Source organism: Mycobacterium sp. TY814 (assembly GCF_030755175.1).
Taxonomy (GTDB): Bacteria; Actinomycetota; Actinomycetes; order Mycobacteriales; family Mycobacteriaceae; genus Mycobacterium.
This window is the reverse complement of sequence record NZ_JAUFRY010000003.1, coordinates 459,461-473,917: the sequence shown is the minus strand read 5'-3', so window position 1 is coordinate 473,917 and position 14,457 is coordinate 459,461. Positions and strand designations below refer to the sequence as shown.

At 67.3% G+C, this 14,457-nt stretch carries 12 protein-coding genes, 1 tRNA gene and 1 pseudogene; 11 read left to right on the top strand and 3 right to left on the bottom strand.

Annotated features, from left to right (window positions below):
- Positions 1–39 precede the first annotated feature (39 nt).
- Complete coding sequence (gene glmU / locus QXH22_RS23430; RefSeq protein WP_306277160.1) at positions 40–1,503, bottom strand: bifunctional UDP-N-acetylglucosamine diphosphorylase/glucosamine-1-phosphate N-acetyltransferase GlmU; 1,464 nt, start codon at positions 1,501–1,503, stop codon at positions 40–42.
- Positions 1,504–1,653: 150 nt separating this feature from the next.
- A tRNA-Gln gene (locus QXH22_RS23425) sits at positions 1,654–1,725 on the bottom strand.
- Between the two features lie 166 nt (positions 1,726–1,891).
- On the opposite strand from QXH22_RS23425, the gene QXH22_RS23420 reads away from it, so the two are divergent.
- The gene (locus QXH22_RS23420) at positions 1,892–2,485 is read left to right on the top strand and encodes a TetR/AcrR family transcriptional regulator (RefSeq protein WP_306246466.1); all 594 of its coding nucleotides are present in this window, start codon (positions 1,892–1,894) and stop codon (positions 2,483–2,485) included.
- 102 nt (positions 2,486–2,587) lie between these two features.
- On the top strand, positions 2,588–2,866 hold the full coding sequence (locus tag QXH22_RS23415) for a hypothetical protein (RefSeq protein ID WP_306245751.1): 279 nt from the start codon (positions 2,588–2,590) through the stop codon (positions 2,864–2,866).
- A gap of 14 nt (positions 2,867–2,880) precedes the next feature.
- Here QXH22_RS23415 and QXH22_RS23410 read toward each other — a convergent pair.
- A pseudogene (locus tag QXH22_RS23410) lies at positions 2,881–3,660 on the bottom strand (diaminopimelate decarboxylase); the annotation flags it as partial.
- A 107-nt stretch (positions 3,661–3,767) separates the two neighbouring features.
- Here QXH22_RS23410 and mfd point away from each other — a divergent pair.
- The 9 genes from mfd to QXH22_RS23365 all read left to right on the top strand — a co-directional run bounded on the left by mfd (position 3,768) and on the right by QXH22_RS23365 (position 14,419).
- Positions 3,768–7,424, top strand: coding sequence for a transcription-repair coupling factor (mfd, locus tag QXH22_RS23405; RefSeq protein WP_306277159.1), 3,657 nt, complete (start codon positions 3,768–3,770; stop codon positions 7,422–7,424).
- Positions 7,424–8,482: a nucleoside triphosphate pyrophosphohydrolase gene (locus tag QXH22_RS23400; protein WP_306245749.1), complete on the top strand. Its 1,059-nt coding sequence runs from the start codon at positions 7,424–7,426 to the stop codon at positions 8,480–8,482. Before mfd ends, QXH22_RS23400 begins: the two co-directional genes overlap by 1 nt.
- Before the next feature lie 187 nt (positions 8,483–8,669).
- Complete coding sequence (locus tag QXH22_RS23395; protein ID WP_306245748.1) at positions 8,670–9,401, top strand: lytic transglycosylase domain-containing protein; 732 nt, start codon at positions 8,670–8,672, stop codon at positions 9,399–9,401.
- 53 nt (positions 9,402–9,454) lie between these two features.
- Positions 9,455–10,744, top strand: coding sequence for a phosphopyruvate hydratase (gene eno / locus QXH22_RS23390; RefSeq protein ID WP_306277158.1), 1,290 nt, complete (start codon positions 9,455–9,457; stop codon positions 10,742–10,744).
- 1 nt (position 10,745) lies between these two features.
- On the top strand, positions 10,746–11,432 hold the full coding sequence (locus QXH22_RS23385) for a septum formation initiator family protein (protein ID WP_371934299.1): 687 nt from the start codon (positions 10,746–10,748) through the stop codon (positions 11,430–11,432).
- Positions 11,425–11,916: a DUF501 domain-containing protein gene (locus QXH22_RS23380; protein ID WP_306277156.1), complete on the top strand. Its 492-nt coding sequence runs from the start codon at positions 11,425–11,427 to the stop codon at positions 11,914–11,916. Before QXH22_RS23385 ends, QXH22_RS23380 begins: the two co-directional genes overlap by 8 nt.
- A complete protein-coding gene (locus QXH22_RS23375) occupies positions 11,907–12,857 on the top strand; it encodes a Ppx/GppA phosphatase family protein (protein ID WP_306277155.1) in 951 nt (316 codons plus the stop codon). The genes QXH22_RS23380 and QXH22_RS23375 overlap by 10 nt, the downstream gene beginning before the upstream one ends.
- 512 nt (positions 12,858–13,369) lie before the next feature.
- Entirely contained in the window at positions 13,370–13,900 is a 531-nt protein-coding gene (locus QXH22_RS23370) for a TetR family transcriptional regulator (protein ID WP_306277154.1), read from the top strand.
- 258 nt (positions 13,901–14,158) lie between these two features.
- Positions 14,159–14,419 (top strand): hypothetical protein, encoded by a 261-nt coding sequence (locus QXH22_RS23365; protein WP_306246464.1) that lies wholly within the window; start codon positions 14,159–14,161, stop codon positions 14,417–14,419.
- Positions 14,420–14,457 lie beyond the last annotated feature (38 nt).

The following is a 14,457-nucleotide window of genomic DNA, read 5'->3' as shown; positions in this document are numbered from 1 at the left end:
AGGAACGCCCCATCGTAGCCGGGTTACCGAAAAACGAAATCACGGTGTCTCGCCGGTTTCGGAGTTGCGGATGGCCCGATCAGCGGCCTCGGCGGCCGCCGTGCCGGGCCGCTTGCGCTGCACCCAGTGCTCGATGTTGCGCTGCGGACCCGCCGACACCGCCAGCGCACCCGGTGGGACGTCTTCGCGGACGACGGTTCCCGCGCCGGTGTAGGCGCCGTCACCCACGGTTACCGGTGCGACGAACATGGTGTCCGAGCCGGTGCGCACGTGCGAACCGATCGTGGTGCGGCTCTTGCTGGTGCCGTCGTAGTTGACGAACACGCTGGACGCACCGATGTTGCTGTGTTCGCCGATGTCGGCGTCGCCGACGTAGGTCAGGTGCGGCACCTTGGTCCCGGCGCCGATCGTCGCGTTCTTGGTCTCGACGAATGCGCCGAGCTTCCCCTCGGCGCCCAGCACCGTCCCCGGCCGCAGGAACGTGAAGGGACCGACCGTGGCGCCGCCGCCGACGGTCGCGGAACTGCCGTGCGTGCGGCACACGGTGGCCTTGTCGCCGACGCTGACGTCGGCGAGCGTCGTGTCGGGCCCGATGCTGCAGTGGCCGCCGATCTGGGTGCGTCCGAGCAGCTGGGTGCCCGGGTGGATGACGGTGTCGCGGCCGATGGTTACGTCCACGTCGATCCAGGTCGTCGCCGGGTCGATGACGGTGACGCCGGCCAACTGATGGGCGGCCACGATCCGGCGGTTGAGCTCCGCGCCCAGCTCGGCGAGCTGGACCCGGTTGTTGACGCCCGCGACCACGGCGCTGTCGTCGATGTGCTGGGCACTGACGGTGTGACCGTCGCGGCGCAGGATGGCGATGACGTCGGTGAGGTAGAGCTCCTGCTGGGCGTTGTTGGAGCTCAGCCGGCTCAGCGCGGACTTCAGTGCCGCGATGTCGAAGGCGTAGACGCCGGTGTTGACCTCGCGGATCCCGCGCTGGGACGGCGTCGCGTCGGTCTGCTCGACGATCGCCATCACTTCGTTGTCCTGGGTGCGCAGGATGCGGCCGTAGCCGTGCGGGTCGTCCAGCGTGGTGGTGAGCACCGTGACGGCCGCACCGGCCGATCTGTGCGTGGCGATCAGGTCGGCCAGGGTGTCGGCGTCGAGCAACGGGGTGTCACCCGCGGCGACGACGACGATGCCCGCGTAGTCCTGCGGCAGCGCGGACAGGCCGCACAGCACCGCGTGGCCGGTGCCCTGCGGTTTGTCCTGCAGCGCCACGTCGATGGTGCGGCCCAGGCTGTCGGCCAGCTCGGCGACCAGCGGCGAGATGCGCTCATGGTCATGGCCCAGCACGACGACGAGATGCTGCGGCGCGAGCTTGGTCATTGCGTGCAGCGAGTGCGACAGCATGCTGCGTCCGCCCAGCGCGTGCAGCACTTTGGGGGTGTCGGACCGCATCCGGGTGCCGGGCCCGGCCGCCAGGACCAGAACCGCGGTGTCACCTCGAAACGTCATCGACTCTCCTCACGTCTTGCAGTGCCCGCCGTGCCCTCTTGGTGCGCTGACACGCCGTCAAGAGTGACATTCATATGAGGCTCGGGGCAAAAATACGCGCCGGGAAAGCCGGCTGGAAGTGGGTTGGAAGTGGGGGAAGCCCAGTCAGAGCTCCGTCGCCAGGACTCGAACCTGAACTATCTGAACCAAAATCAGAGGTGCTGCCGATTACACCACGACGGATTGCTCCTGAGACTTTAGTCGAGTCTGCGGCTACCGCTCTGAGTGTGCGTCCACTGTCGCCGGATCGCGGCTCGACCACGGTAGACGCACAGGCAAAGCGGCTGGTGCACACTCGGTACCCCGATACCCTGATCGCGTGGCTGAACCACGTACTCCGCGCGCCCGGATGACCGGCAGCGAGCGCAGGCGCCAACTCATCGGCATCGCCCGGTCGCTGTTCGCCGAACGCGGCTACGAGGGCACCTCGATCGAGGAGATCGCCCAGCGGGCCAACGTATCCAAACCGGTCGTATACGAGCATTTCGGCGGCAAGGAAGGCCTCTACGCCGTCGTGGTGGACCGGGAGATGTCGGCCCTGCTGGACGGCATCACCTCGTCGCTGACCAACAACCGGTCCCGGGTCCGGGTCGAGCGGGTGGCGCTGGCGTTGCTCACCTACGTCGAGGAACGCACCGACGGCTTCCGCATCATGATCCGCGACTCCCCGGCCGCGATCAATTCGGGCACCTACTCCAGCCTGCTCAACGACGCCGTCAGCCAGGTCAGCTCCATCCTCGCCGGCGATTTCGCGCGCCGCGGGCTCGACCCCGACCTGGCGCCGCTGTACGCCCAGGCGCTGGTGGGCTCGGTCTCGATGACGGCTCAGTGGTGGCTGGACACCCGCGAACCCAAAAAGGAAGTTGTGGCCGCGCACCTGGTCAATTTGATGTGGAACGGCCTCACCCATCTGGAAGCCGACCCGCAGTTGCAGGACGAGTAGCCCCTGCGCACGCATGCAAGAACTTCGCAAGCGCCTGTTGTTGTGATCGGTAGCAGCCCGAGCCGTGTGCACTTGTGCACCAACCCGAACGAAAGGCTCATCATGCGTTCCCTGTTCCCCGCGCTGTCCAACGGCATCACCGGCCTCGCGATCACACTGCTGGTATCGGTGGGCCTGACGCTGTCGCCCCCCGCTCACGCCGACCAAGGCAACTGCCCGCGGTTGCAGGCCTGCACCACCTGGTGCCCGGGCGACCCCAACCCGGCGGGACGGCCGGTGCCGTGGGACGGCAGCGTCTGCCACGACTACTACTGGGACTCCTACGGAGTGCACGACGTGGGCACCGGAGCCTTCTACTCCTGGGCCACGATGCCCTGGTAGTCACCGGCCGGTACCTCGACGACGACGGCGGGCCGGGGGAAATGCTCGGCCGCACAGCCTTCGTCGAGTGCGTCCTCGATCACAACGGCCAGGTCGCGGGCATCACCGCTGCCGAGGCCGCTGAGGCTCAGTTCGGTGAGGATGACGCTGTGGTGGGCGCGGACGTCGGCCAGTACGGCGATCATCCGCCGGATCGCTTCGCCACACCTGGAGGGGTCGGCGATATGGCAGTGCACGCCGACCAGGTCGAGAGTGCGGTGCGCGAGCACCCACCGCACGGCGTCGGCGGCGTGATCGCCACCGACCGTGAACCCGAACTCCTGGTCGCAGATGCCGGCACTGCGGTTCCCGTGGATGTCGACGTCCGGAATGACCTCGATGAGCACCCGCTGGTGGCGGACCAGACCGGCCAGGTAACCGACCTCCAGCGGGTCGTCGACAACGATGCGGCCCACCCCGGCGGCCACCGCGCCACCTAGCTCGTCCAGGGACATCGCGTTGACGTGCAGGATGACGCGGCCGGGGTCGATTCCGCCGGACAGGGCGACCGCCAGTTCGCCGGACGAGCAGACGTCGACGCCGAGCCCTTCCTCGCGGACCCAGCGGGCCACCGTCGCGGTCGACAGTGACCTGCCCGCATAAACCATCTCGACCCCCCGCAACGCTTTATGGTCGCGGCGGATGCGATGCCGGAAGTCGGCTTCGTCACAAATACCCGTCATCGGCTCGATGGCACGGCCCAGAAGTCGCGGGGCTGCCCGGCCGGCCGAAGGCAGCATGTGCAGCAGAGTCATGCCTCCAAACTGCGCCGATGCCGGCTCGAATGGGTCTTTCCTTACGCTTTCTTGACGCAGCGGGGCGCAATATTGACGAAGTGCCGCGCCCTAGAATGGTGCACATCATGACCGCACCGGGGACTGCAAGCCCAGATACCCCGATCGCGGGGCTCGTCGAATTGGCGCTCACGGCGCCGACATTTCAACAGCTCATCGAGCGCGCCTCCGATCGACCCGAACACCTGCCGCTGGTCGGACCCGCCAGTGCGCGCCTCTTCGTGGCCAGTGCACTGGCCGAGCACGGGGCGTTGCTGGTGGTCACGGCGACCGGCCGGGAAGCCGATGACCTGAGCGCCGAATTACGTGGGGTCTACGGCGACGCGGTCGCGGTCTTCCCGTCCTGGGAAACGCTTCCGCACGAACGGCTCTCGCCCGGCATCGACACCGTCGGCACCCGGATGATGGTGCTGCGCCGGCTGGCCCACCCCGACGATGCCCGTCTGGGCCCACCGCTGCGGGTCGTGGTGACGGCCGTCCGGTCCCTGCTGCAACCCATGGCGCCGCAACTCGGCCGGCTGGAACCGCTGGCCCTAACGGTCGGCGACGAGATTCCGTTCGAGGAGGTCGCGCAACGGCTCGTCGAGCTGGCCTACACCCGAGTCGACATGGTCGGGCGGCGCGGGGAATTCGCGGTGCGGGGCGGCATCATGGACATTTTCGCGCCGACCGCCGAGCACCCGGTGCGGATCGAATTCTGGGGTGACGAGATCACCGAGATGCGGATGTTCTCGGTCGCCGACCAGCGCTCGATCCCCGAGATCGCCGTCGACACGCTGGTCGCGGTCGCGTGTCGCGAGCTGTTGCTGACCGACGATGTCCGGGCCCGCGCGGCCGAGCTGGCCGGGCACCATCCCGCATCGGAAAACACCGTCACCGGCAGCATCATCGACATGCTGGCCAAGCTGGCCGAAGGCATCCCGGTCGACGGCATGGAGGCGTTGCAGTCGGTGTTGCAGCCCTCGGAGGACGGGGCGCACGCCCTGCTGACCGATCAGCTGGCGGCCGGCACTCCGGTGCTGGTCTGCGACCCGGAGAAGGTGCGCACCCGGGCCGCCGACCTGATCAAGACCGGCCGGGAGTTCCTGGAAGCGTCCTGGTCGGTCGCGGCCCTGGGCACCGATGCGCCGGTCGATGTCGAACAACTCGGTGGGTCCGGCTTCGCCGAACTCGACGAGGCTCAGGAGGCGGCCCGCCGCGCCGGACATCCGTGGTGGACGCTGAGCCAGCTTTCCGACGAATCGGCGCTGGAACTGGATATCCGGTCCGCTCCGTCGGCGCGGGGGCACCAGCACGACATCGACGGCATTTTCGCGATGCTGCGCGCGCATGTGTCCACCGGCGGTTACGCCGCGATGGTGGCGCCCGGTACCGGGACCGCGCACCGGATGGTCGAGCGCCTGGCCGAGTCCGATATCGCTGCGGCGATGCTGGAACCCGGCCAGCCGCCCAAGCCCGGAGTCGTCGGTGTCCTGCGGGGGCCGTTGCACGACGGCGTCGTCGTCCCGGGTGCCAACCTGGTCGTCATCACCGAGGCCGATCTGACCGGCAGCCGGGCCACGGCCGGTGAGGGCAAACGGCTGGCGGCCAAGCGGCGCAACACGGTCGACCCGCTGGCGCTGACCGCCGGCGATCTGGTGGTCCACGACCAGCACGGCATCGGTCGCTTCGTGGAGATGGTGGAACGCACGGTCGGCGGTGCGCGCCGCGAGTACCTGGTGCTCGAATACGCCTCGTCCAAGAGGGGCGGGGGCTCGGACAAGCTGTACGTCCCGATGGACTCGCTCGACCAGCTGTCGCGCTACGTCGGCGGACAGGCGCCCGCGCTGAGCAAACTGGGCGGCAGCGACTGGACCAACACCAAGACGAAAGCGCGCCGCGCCGTCCGCGAGATCGCCGGTGAGCTGGTGGCGCTCTACGCGAAACGACAGGCCAGCCCCGGTCACGCGTTCGCCCCGGACACGCCGTGGCAGGCCGAGATGGAGGACGCGTTCGGCTTCACCGAGACCATGGACCAGCTGACCGCGATCACCGAGGTCAAGTCCGACATGGAGAAGCCGGTCCCGATGGACCGGGTGATCTGCGGCGACGTCGGCTACGGCAAGACCGAGATCGCCGTGCGGGCGGCGTTCAAGGCGGTCCAGGACGGCAAGCAGGTCGCCGTGCTGGTGCCCACCACGCTGCTGGCCGACCAGCATCTGCAGACCTTCACCGACCGGATGGCCGGCTTCCCGGTGACGGTCAAGGGGCTGTCCCGGTTCACCGACCCGGCCGAGTCCCGCAAGGTGGTCGAGGGCATGGCCGACGGATCGGTCGACATCGTGATCGGCACCCACCGGCTGCTGCAGACCGGGGTGCGCTGGAAAGACCTCGGTCTGGTGATCGTCGACGAGGAGCAGCGCTTCGGCGTCGAGCACAAGGAACACATCAAGGCGCTGCGCAGCCACGTCGACGTGCTGACGATGAGCGCCACCCCGATCCCGCGCACGCTGGAGATGAGCCTGGCCGGCATCCGCGAGATGTCGACGATCCTGACCCCACCCGAAGAGCGCTACCCGGTGCTGACCTACGTCGGCCCGCACGACGACAAGCAGATCGCCGCGGCCCTGCGGCGGGAGCTGCTGCGCGACGGGCAGGTGTTCTACGTGCACAACCGGGTCAGCTCCATCGACCGGGCCGCTGCCCACGTTCGGGAGCTGGTGCCCGAGGCGCGGGTGGTGGTCGCACACGGGCAGATGCCCGAAGACCTGCTGGAACGCACCGTGCAAGGGTTCTGGAACCGCGAATACGACATCCTGGTGTGCACCACGATCGTGGAGACCGGCCTGGACATCTCCAACGCCAACACCCTGATCGTCGAACGCGCCGACACGTTCGGCCTCTCCCAGCTGCATCAGTTGCGTGGCCGGGTGGGCCGCAGCCGGGAGCGCGGCTACGCCTACTTCCTGTACCCGCCGAATGCGCCGCTGACCGAGACGGCCTACGACCGGTTGGCGACGATCGCCCAGAACAACGAACTGGGCGCCGGCATGGCGGTCGCGCTCAAGGACCTCGAGATCCGGGGGGCGGGCAACGTGCTCGGCGTCGAGCAGTCCGGCCACGTCGCCGGTGTCGGGTTCGACCTGTACGTGCGGCTGGTCGGCGAGGCGGTGGAGGCCTACCGGGCCGCCGCTGACGGGCAGACGGTCACCACGGCCGAGGAGCCCAAGGATGTGCGCATCGACCTGCCGGTCGATGCGCACCTGCCGCCGGACTACATCGCGAGCGACCGGCTCCGGCTGGAGGGTTACCGCCGTCTGGCCTCCGCCACCTGCGACAACGACATCGAAGCTGTCGTTGAAGAGCTGATCGACCGGTATGGCCCGCTGCCCGAGCCCGCCGAACGGCTGGTGGCGGTGGCGCGGCTGCGGTTGCTGTGCAAGGCGTCCGGGATCACCGAGGTCAGCGCCACCTCGGCGACTTCGGCGGCGGTGGTGCGGCTGACACCTATGACATTGCCGGACTCCGCCCAGGTTCGCCTGGCCCGGATGTACCCGGGCGGCCGCTACCGTGCGACGACGTCGACGGTGCAGGTTCCGATCCCGCGCGCGGGCGGGATCGGCGCCGGGCACATCCGCGATGTCGAGCTGGTGCAGATGGTCGCCGATTTGGTGACTGCGCTGGCCGGGAAACCGCAGCAAGATGTTGGTATGACGAACACGCCGGTGAAGGAGCGACGGGCCTGATGATTGTCGTTCTGGTCGACCCGCGCCGTCCGGCGCTGGTACCGGTGGAAGCCATCGAGTTGCTGTCCGGGCCCGTGCAGTACACCGAAGAGATGCCGATCGCGGTGCCCTGGTCGCTGCCCGACGCGCACCCCGCGTACACCGGGGATGACGCGCCGGTGCTGCTGTCGTCGGACCCCAACCATCCGGCGGTCACCGCACGGCTGGCCGCCGGCGCCCGTTTGATCGCCGCCCCCGAACGTCAGCGCGGCGAGCGTCTGATCGACGCGGTCGCGATGATGGACAAGCTGCGCACCGCCGGGCCGTGGGAGAGCGAGCAAACCCACGACTCGCTGCGCAGATATCTGCTGGAAGAGACTTACGAGCTGCTTGACGCGGTGCACAGCGGCAACGTCGACCAGCTCCGCGAGGAACTCGGCGACCTGCTGCTGCAGGTGCTCTTCCATTCGCGCATCGCCGAGGATGCGGCGTTGCTTCCCTTCACCATCGACGACGTTGCCGACACGCTGATGCGCAAACTGGGCAACCGGGTGCCGGGCGTGCTTGCGGGCGAGGAGATTTCGCTGCAGGACCAGCTGGCCCAGTGGGAGGAGGCCAAGGCGTCGGAGCGGTCGAAGAAGTCGCGCAACTCGGTGCTGGACGACGTTCACACCGGGCAGCCGGCATTGGCGCTGGCGCAGAAGGTCATTCAGCGGGTGTGCCAGGCCGGTCTGCCTGAAGAGTTCATTCCCGCTCAGCTCACCACCGTCAGGCTCTCACCCGACGTCGACGCGGAAAACACGCTGCGCGCAGCCGTATTGGATTTCGTGGACGTGGTCCTCGGTGTCGAGAAGGCGATCGCCGCCACCCGCCGCGGCGACAGCATCGCCGAAGAACTCGACATGACACCACTGGGCTTCGTCACCGAGGAGGAATGGCGGGCGCACTGGCCGTCGAGCGAGCCGATCGCGGACCCGGAGCCTGAATCGCCCGCGGTGGAATCGGACTCGGATGTCATCGGCGATCTGCCGGAAACGCCGAAGGAGTCGCGCCCCAAAAAGCGCAAAGGGCGCCGCTGAGGGGTTTTCGGCCAGGTTTGCGACAACTCAGAGAACCTCCACAAACAGCCAGCTCCTGGGTCGATGACCGCTACTGCGTTGTGTGCTATGCGGTTCGGCGAGCCGGGTACCGCCGCGACTCATGGGACGATGATCTAGGCCGAAAAGGGTGAGATGCCCCCAATAGGGAGATCGACAGGGAGAGTTCGTGTCGCCGAGACGCTGGTTGCGCGCGGTCGCCGTGATAGGGGCGACCGCGATGCTGTTGGCGTCCAGTTGCACGTGGCAACTCAGCCTGTTCATCCCCGAGGGCGTGCCGCCGCCGGCGGGGGACCCGGTGCCGCCCGTGGACACCCACGCCGTCGGCCGCCCCGCCGACCAACTGCGGGAGTGGGCGCAGGCGCGGGCTCCGGCCCTGGAGATGCCGGTCGTCGCGCTGGAGGCCTACGCCTACGCGGCGCGCGTCGCCGAAGTGGAGAACCCGAAGTGCCATATCGCCTGGACGACGCTGGCGGGAATCGGGCAGGTGGAGAGCCATAACGGCACCTATCGCGGCGCCACGATAGCGCCCAACGGCGATGTCAGGCCGCCCATCCGGGGTGTCCGGCTCGACGGCAGCGGTGGCAACCTGCGCATTGTGGACAACGACGGTGGCCTGCTCGACGGCGACAACGGCGTGGAGCGCGCGATGGGCCCGATGCAGTTCATCTCGGAGACGTGGCGGCTCTACGGCGTCGACGCAAACAACGACGGCACTGCCAGCCCGGATAACATCGATGACGCCGCACTGTCGGCCGCAGGCTATTTATGTTGGCGCGGAAAGGATCTCGCAACGCCGCGCGGCTGGATCAATGCGTTGCGGGCTTACAACAACTCCGGGGTCTACGCGCGGGCGGTGCGGGACTGGGCGACCGCCTATGCGGCGGGGCATCCGCTGTAGAAAGATGTACCGCCGGGGGCCGCAGCAGGGCCACGAGCGCAAAGGAGAACCCAGTGCCGATTATCGAGCAGGTCGGAGCCCGCGAGATCCTCGATTCCCGCGGTAACCCGACCGTCGAGGTCGAGGTCGCGCTGATCGACGGAACATTCGCGCGTGCGGCGGTGCCTTCGGGCGCGTCGACCGGCGAGCACGAGGCGGTCGAACTGCGCGACGGCGGCGACCGCTACGGCGGCAAAGGCGTGAAGAAGGCCGTTCAGGCGGTACTGGACGAGATCGGACCCGCCGTCATCGGGCTCAACGCCGACGACCAGCGGCTGGTCGATCAGGCGCTGGTGGACCTCGACGGCACCCCCGACAAGTCCCGCCTGGGGGCCAACGCGATCCTGGGTATCTCGCTGGCCGTGGCCAAGGCGGCGGCGGACAGTGCCGCTCTGCCGCTGTTTCGGTACCTGGGCGGACCGAACGCCCACATCCTGCCCGTGCCGATGATGAACATCCTCAACGGCGGCGCGCACGCCGACACCGGGGTCGATGTTCAGGAATTCATGGTGGCGCCCATCGGCGCCCCCAGCTTCAGCGAGTCGCTGCGCTGGGGCACCGAGGTGTACCACGCGCTGAAGTCGGTGCTGAAGAAGGAGGGGCTGTCCACCGGATTGGGCGACGAGGGTGGATTCGCCCCGGATGTGGCGGAAACCACCGCGGCGCTCGACCTGATCAGCCGGGCCATCGAGTCGGCAGGCTTCAAACTCGGAGTCGACGTCGCCCTGGCGCTGGACGTCGCGGCCACCGAGTTCTACACCGACGGCACCGGATACAGCTTCGAGGGTTCGACCCGCACCGCCGACGAGATGACCGAGTTCTACGCCGGACTGCTCAACTCCTATCCGCTGGTGTCCATCGAAGACCCGCTGTCCGAGGACGATTGGGACGGCTGGACCGCCCTGACGGCAGGTATCGGTGACCGGGTGCAGATCGTCGGCGACGACCTGTTCGTCACCAATCCCGAGCGCCTGGAAGAAGGCATCGAGCGCGGTGCGGCAAATGCGTTGCTGGTCAAGGTGAATCAGATCGGCACGCTGACCGAGACGCTCGATGCGGTTGCCCTGGCGCACCACAGCGGATACCGCACGATGATGAGTCATCGCAGCGGCGAGACCGAGGACACCACCATCGCCGACCTGGCGGTGGCGGTCGGCAGCGGCCAGATCAAGACGGGCGCGCCGGCCCGCAGCGAGCGGGTCGCCAAGTACAACCAGCTGCTGCGGATCGAAGAGGCGCTCGGCGACGCGGCCCGCTATGCCGGCGATCTGGCGTTCCCGCGGTACGCAGAGGACCCCAAGTAGCTTGTCTCCCAAGCCCGATCCGAAGCGGCGTGCCCCGGCCTCCCGGCCGGGGAAGCCGGGTGATTCGGCTCGGGCACGTCGTTCGGGCGGTGCCTCGAAGTCCTACGCCAGTCCTGTTTCGCGGCCCGTCTCGAAGCCCGCGCAGACGGCTCCCGACGAAAGCCGTTCCACCGGCTCGTTGCACGAGCACGTCGTGGACCCGATCAAGCGGTCATTTACCGAATCCGTTGAGCAGAGATCGGATCAGCGGCTGGGATTCACGGCGCGGCGGGCCGCGATCCTGGCCGCGGTCGTGTGTGTGCTGACGCTGACCATCGCCGGACCGGTGCGAACGTACTTCTCCCAGCGCACCGAGATGGCGCAACTGTCGGCGACCGAGGCCGCGCTGCGTCGCCAGATCGCGGATCTGGAACAACGCAAGGGCCAGTTGGCAGACCCCGCGTATATCGCGGCGCAGGCGCGCGAGCGCCTCGGGTTCGTCAAGCCCGGAGACATTCCGTTCCAGGTCCAGCTTCCGCCTGGCACGGCGGCAACCCCGCAGCCGGGCGCGGAAGTGGGTGGCGCTCCGAAGAACGAGCCCTGGTACACCTCGCTGTGGCACACCATCGCCGACGCGCCGCACCTGCCGCCGGCGGCCGGGCCGGCTCCCGAGCCGGCACCGCCCAACCCGCCGTCGCCCGGTGGTTGATCCGGCTGACCTGGAGGCGGTAGCCCGCCAGCTGGGTCGCGAGCCTCGTGGTGTGCTGGAGATCGCCTACCGCTGCTCAGACGGTGAGCCGGGGGTGGTGAAGACCGCGCCGAAACTTCCCGACGGCACACCGTTTCCGACGTTGTACTACCTGACGCACCCGGTGCTCACCGCGGCGGCGAGCCGATTGGAGACGACCGGACTGATGCGGGATATGACCGAAAGGCTCTGCCGCAGCCAGGATTTGGCCACCGCATACCGACGCGCGCACGAGTCCTATCTGGCCGAGCGGGACGCGATCGAGTCGTTGGGCACCACCTTCTCCGGTGGCGGTATGCCGGACCGGGTGAAATGCCTGCATGTGCTGATTGCGCACTCACTCGCCAAGGGCCCGGGTCTCAATCCCTTCGGCGACGAGGCGCTGGCGCTGCTGGCCGCGGAGTCCGGTGCGGCGGCCGCATTGATCGGGAGGCAGTGGCTGTGACGAGACTCGCCGGTATCGACTGTGGTACCAACTCGATTCGATTGCTGATCGCCGACGTCGAGGGGGAGCGGCTGCACGACGTGCATCGCGAGATGCGCATCGTGCGGCTCGGTCAGGGCGTCGACGCGACCGGCGAGTTCGCCCCCGAGGCGATTGCCCGGACCCGCGCGGCGCTGGTCGACTATGCCGAATTGCTTCGGACGCATGATGTCTCGCGGGTACGGATGGTCGCGACATCGGCGACTCGGGACGCCGCTAATCGTGACGTCTTCTTCGCAATGACCGCCGACGTGCTGGGCGCCGTGATTCCGGGGTCGATCGCCGAAGTGATCACCGGCGCCGAGGAGGCCGCACTGTCCTTCCGCGGCGCGGTCGGCGACTTGGACCGGGCGGATGCGCCTTTCGTGGTAGTCGACCTGGGTGGGGGGTCGACGGAAATTGTGCTCGGTGAGGCGACCGATGACATCGTGGCCAGCTACTCGGCTGACATCGGTTGTGTCCGGTTGACCGAACGGTGTCTGCATTCCGATCCGCCGGCGCCGGACGAGGTGGCGGCGGCCCGCGAGGTGGTCCGCGAGCGACTCGACGTCGCGCTGCGCGCGGTACCGGTGGCCGGGGCGCGGACGTGGGTCGGGCTGGCCGGGACAATGACCACGCTGTCGGCGCTGGCGCACGGTCTGACGCGCTATGACCCTGCGGTGATTCATCTTTCGCGGGTGCCGTTGGACGATTTGATGGCGGTGTGTGACCGGCTGATCACCATGACCAGGGCGGAGCGGGCCGCGCTGGGACCGATGCATGAGGGCCGCGTCGACGTGATCGGTGGCGGGGCGATCGTGGTTCAGGAATTGGCGCGGGAATTGCGTTCGCAGACCGGTATTTCGGAGCTGGTCGTCAGTGAACACGACATCCTGGACGGAATTGTCCTGTCGATCGCGTAGTCACCGGGCCCGGCCTCACTTCGGGCACCACCGGGCAACCAGGCCGCCGAAACCATTACGTCAAAGATAAGACAGCTCCGTCTTAATGGTGCCGGAACTGATCAAATTAAAACACCGAAGATAATCTTCAGTCGCCGGGTTGTTTGCATGCTGTACGATCGGTCCTCAACATCACCGAGGCATTCTGTTGATCTGGGAAAACATTGTGGACGAGCGCGAACAAAGGCCGTTCGTCATCGCCGACCTAGTTCGATTTATCTACCGTGCTTGTATTCTGCCATTCGCCTCGGGTGAGCTGGCCAAGTGGATACGGAAGACGAGGAGGCGCCAGTGTATGAATTATCTGCTACTCGCTGGCGGGTAGGAAATTCCGGTGTGCAAGAACCGCCCGGTGCCGGGGCCTCACCTGCCGCACCTGGCATCGGGGGGACGCGGTGATCAGACTCTCTGATGCAGGCGCTGCATTGCGGCGCGGGAGCACCCCTGTTCTGCACGATTCGATACTGGACGCGATGCGGCAGCTGCTGCTCACCCGCGATTGGTCCGCTATCACGCTGTCCGATGTCGCGCGCTCGGCGGGGATCAGCCGGCAGACCATCTACAACGAGTTCGGCTCCCGCCAGGGCTTGGCGCAGGGTTATGCGCTGCGACTGGCTGACCAGCTCGTCGACTCCGTAAAGGCCGCTCTGGACGCCAAGAGCGGCAATATCCACGATGCCCTCTTGCATGCCTTCCGGGCATTCTTCACCGAGTCGGCGGCAGACCCTCTGGTGATCTCGCTATTGACCGGCGTTGCCAAACCAGACCTGCTGCAGCTCGTCACCACGGACAGCGCGCCCATCGTCAGCCGGGCGTCGACGCGACTGCTGATCGCGTTCGACCAGACCTGGCCGGTGGGCGCGGACGACGACGCCGGTGTCGTGACCCGGGCGATCGCCAGGCTGTGCCTGAGCTATATCTCCATGCCCCCCGAGCCCGGCCGGGACGTGGCAGCGGATCTTGCCAGGTTGATAGCCCCGCTAGTCGAGCGAAATGGGAGATAGCTCGCGGAAAGGATCGTCCGGCGCCCGTGCGATCTTTGTCGGGCATCTTTCCGGCTAGCCGGAATGGTGTTGTCCTCAGCCGGCGCATCCGTCTTAAAGGTTATCTCAATTTCGAAAGATATACTCCGAGCCCTCAGCACTGATAGAGGTAAAGTCTGGTCAATTATCGACCTCCGGGTTGGTAATCAAGAGGTGTAATCGAATCGTCTCGCATATCCTGCAGACGGGACCGGGCATCGCACAGTAAATTTGACAACCATGGACGATAGTCAATTTCTGACGGGTCAACGTGTCCTCGTCTGTCGCGGCAGCGATGGCGATCGCGACGGGACGATCGTGGAGGATTTCGCCGAAACCGCCGGCTACGCCGTCCGAATCGGTGACGTTCATATCGTCGACGCAAGTCGTCGCTGGGCCGTCCTCCTCGACGACGGGTCGCTGGTGTTCGTTGACACCAAGGACCTCCGAGTGACGGGCGACGCGATCAACGATCGCGAATGCGCCTCGTCCGAGGATTAGCAATCACGATGCGGGATCTCGGAGTGCTCGATGCCATC

What these genes read in the sequence shown, in the direction of transcription:
- QXH22_RS23420 (WP_306246466.1), top strand. Translation starts at nt 1,892, where the DNA reads ATGACCGGCAGCGAGCGCAGGCGCCAACTCATCGGCATCGCCCGGTCG.
- mfd (WP_306277159.1), top strand. Translation starts at nt 3,768, where the DNA reads ATGACCGCACCGGGGACTGCAAGCCCAGATACCCCGATCGCGGGGCTC.
- QXH22_RS23365 (WP_306246464.1), top strand. Translation starts at nt 14,159, where the DNA reads ATGGACGATAGTCAATTTCTGACGGGTCAACGTGTCCTCGTCTGTCGC.
- QXH22_RS23400 (WP_306245749.1), top strand. Translation starts at nt 7,424, where the DNA reads ATGATTGTCGTTCTGGTCGACCCGCGCCGTCCGGCGCTGGTACCGGTG.
- QXH22_RS23415 (WP_306245751.1), top strand. Translation starts at nt 2,588, where the DNA reads ATGCGTTCCCTGTTCCCCGCGCTGTCCAACGGCATCACCGGCCTCGCG.
- QXH22_RS23370 (WP_306277154.1), top strand. Translation starts at nt 13,370, where the DNA reads ATGCGGCAGCTGCTGCTCACCCGCGATTGGTCCGCTATCACGCTGTCC.
- glmU (WP_306277160.1), bottom strand. Translation starts at nt 1,503, where the DNA reads ATGACGTTTCGAGGTGACACCGCGGTTCTGGTCCTGGCGGCCGGGCCC.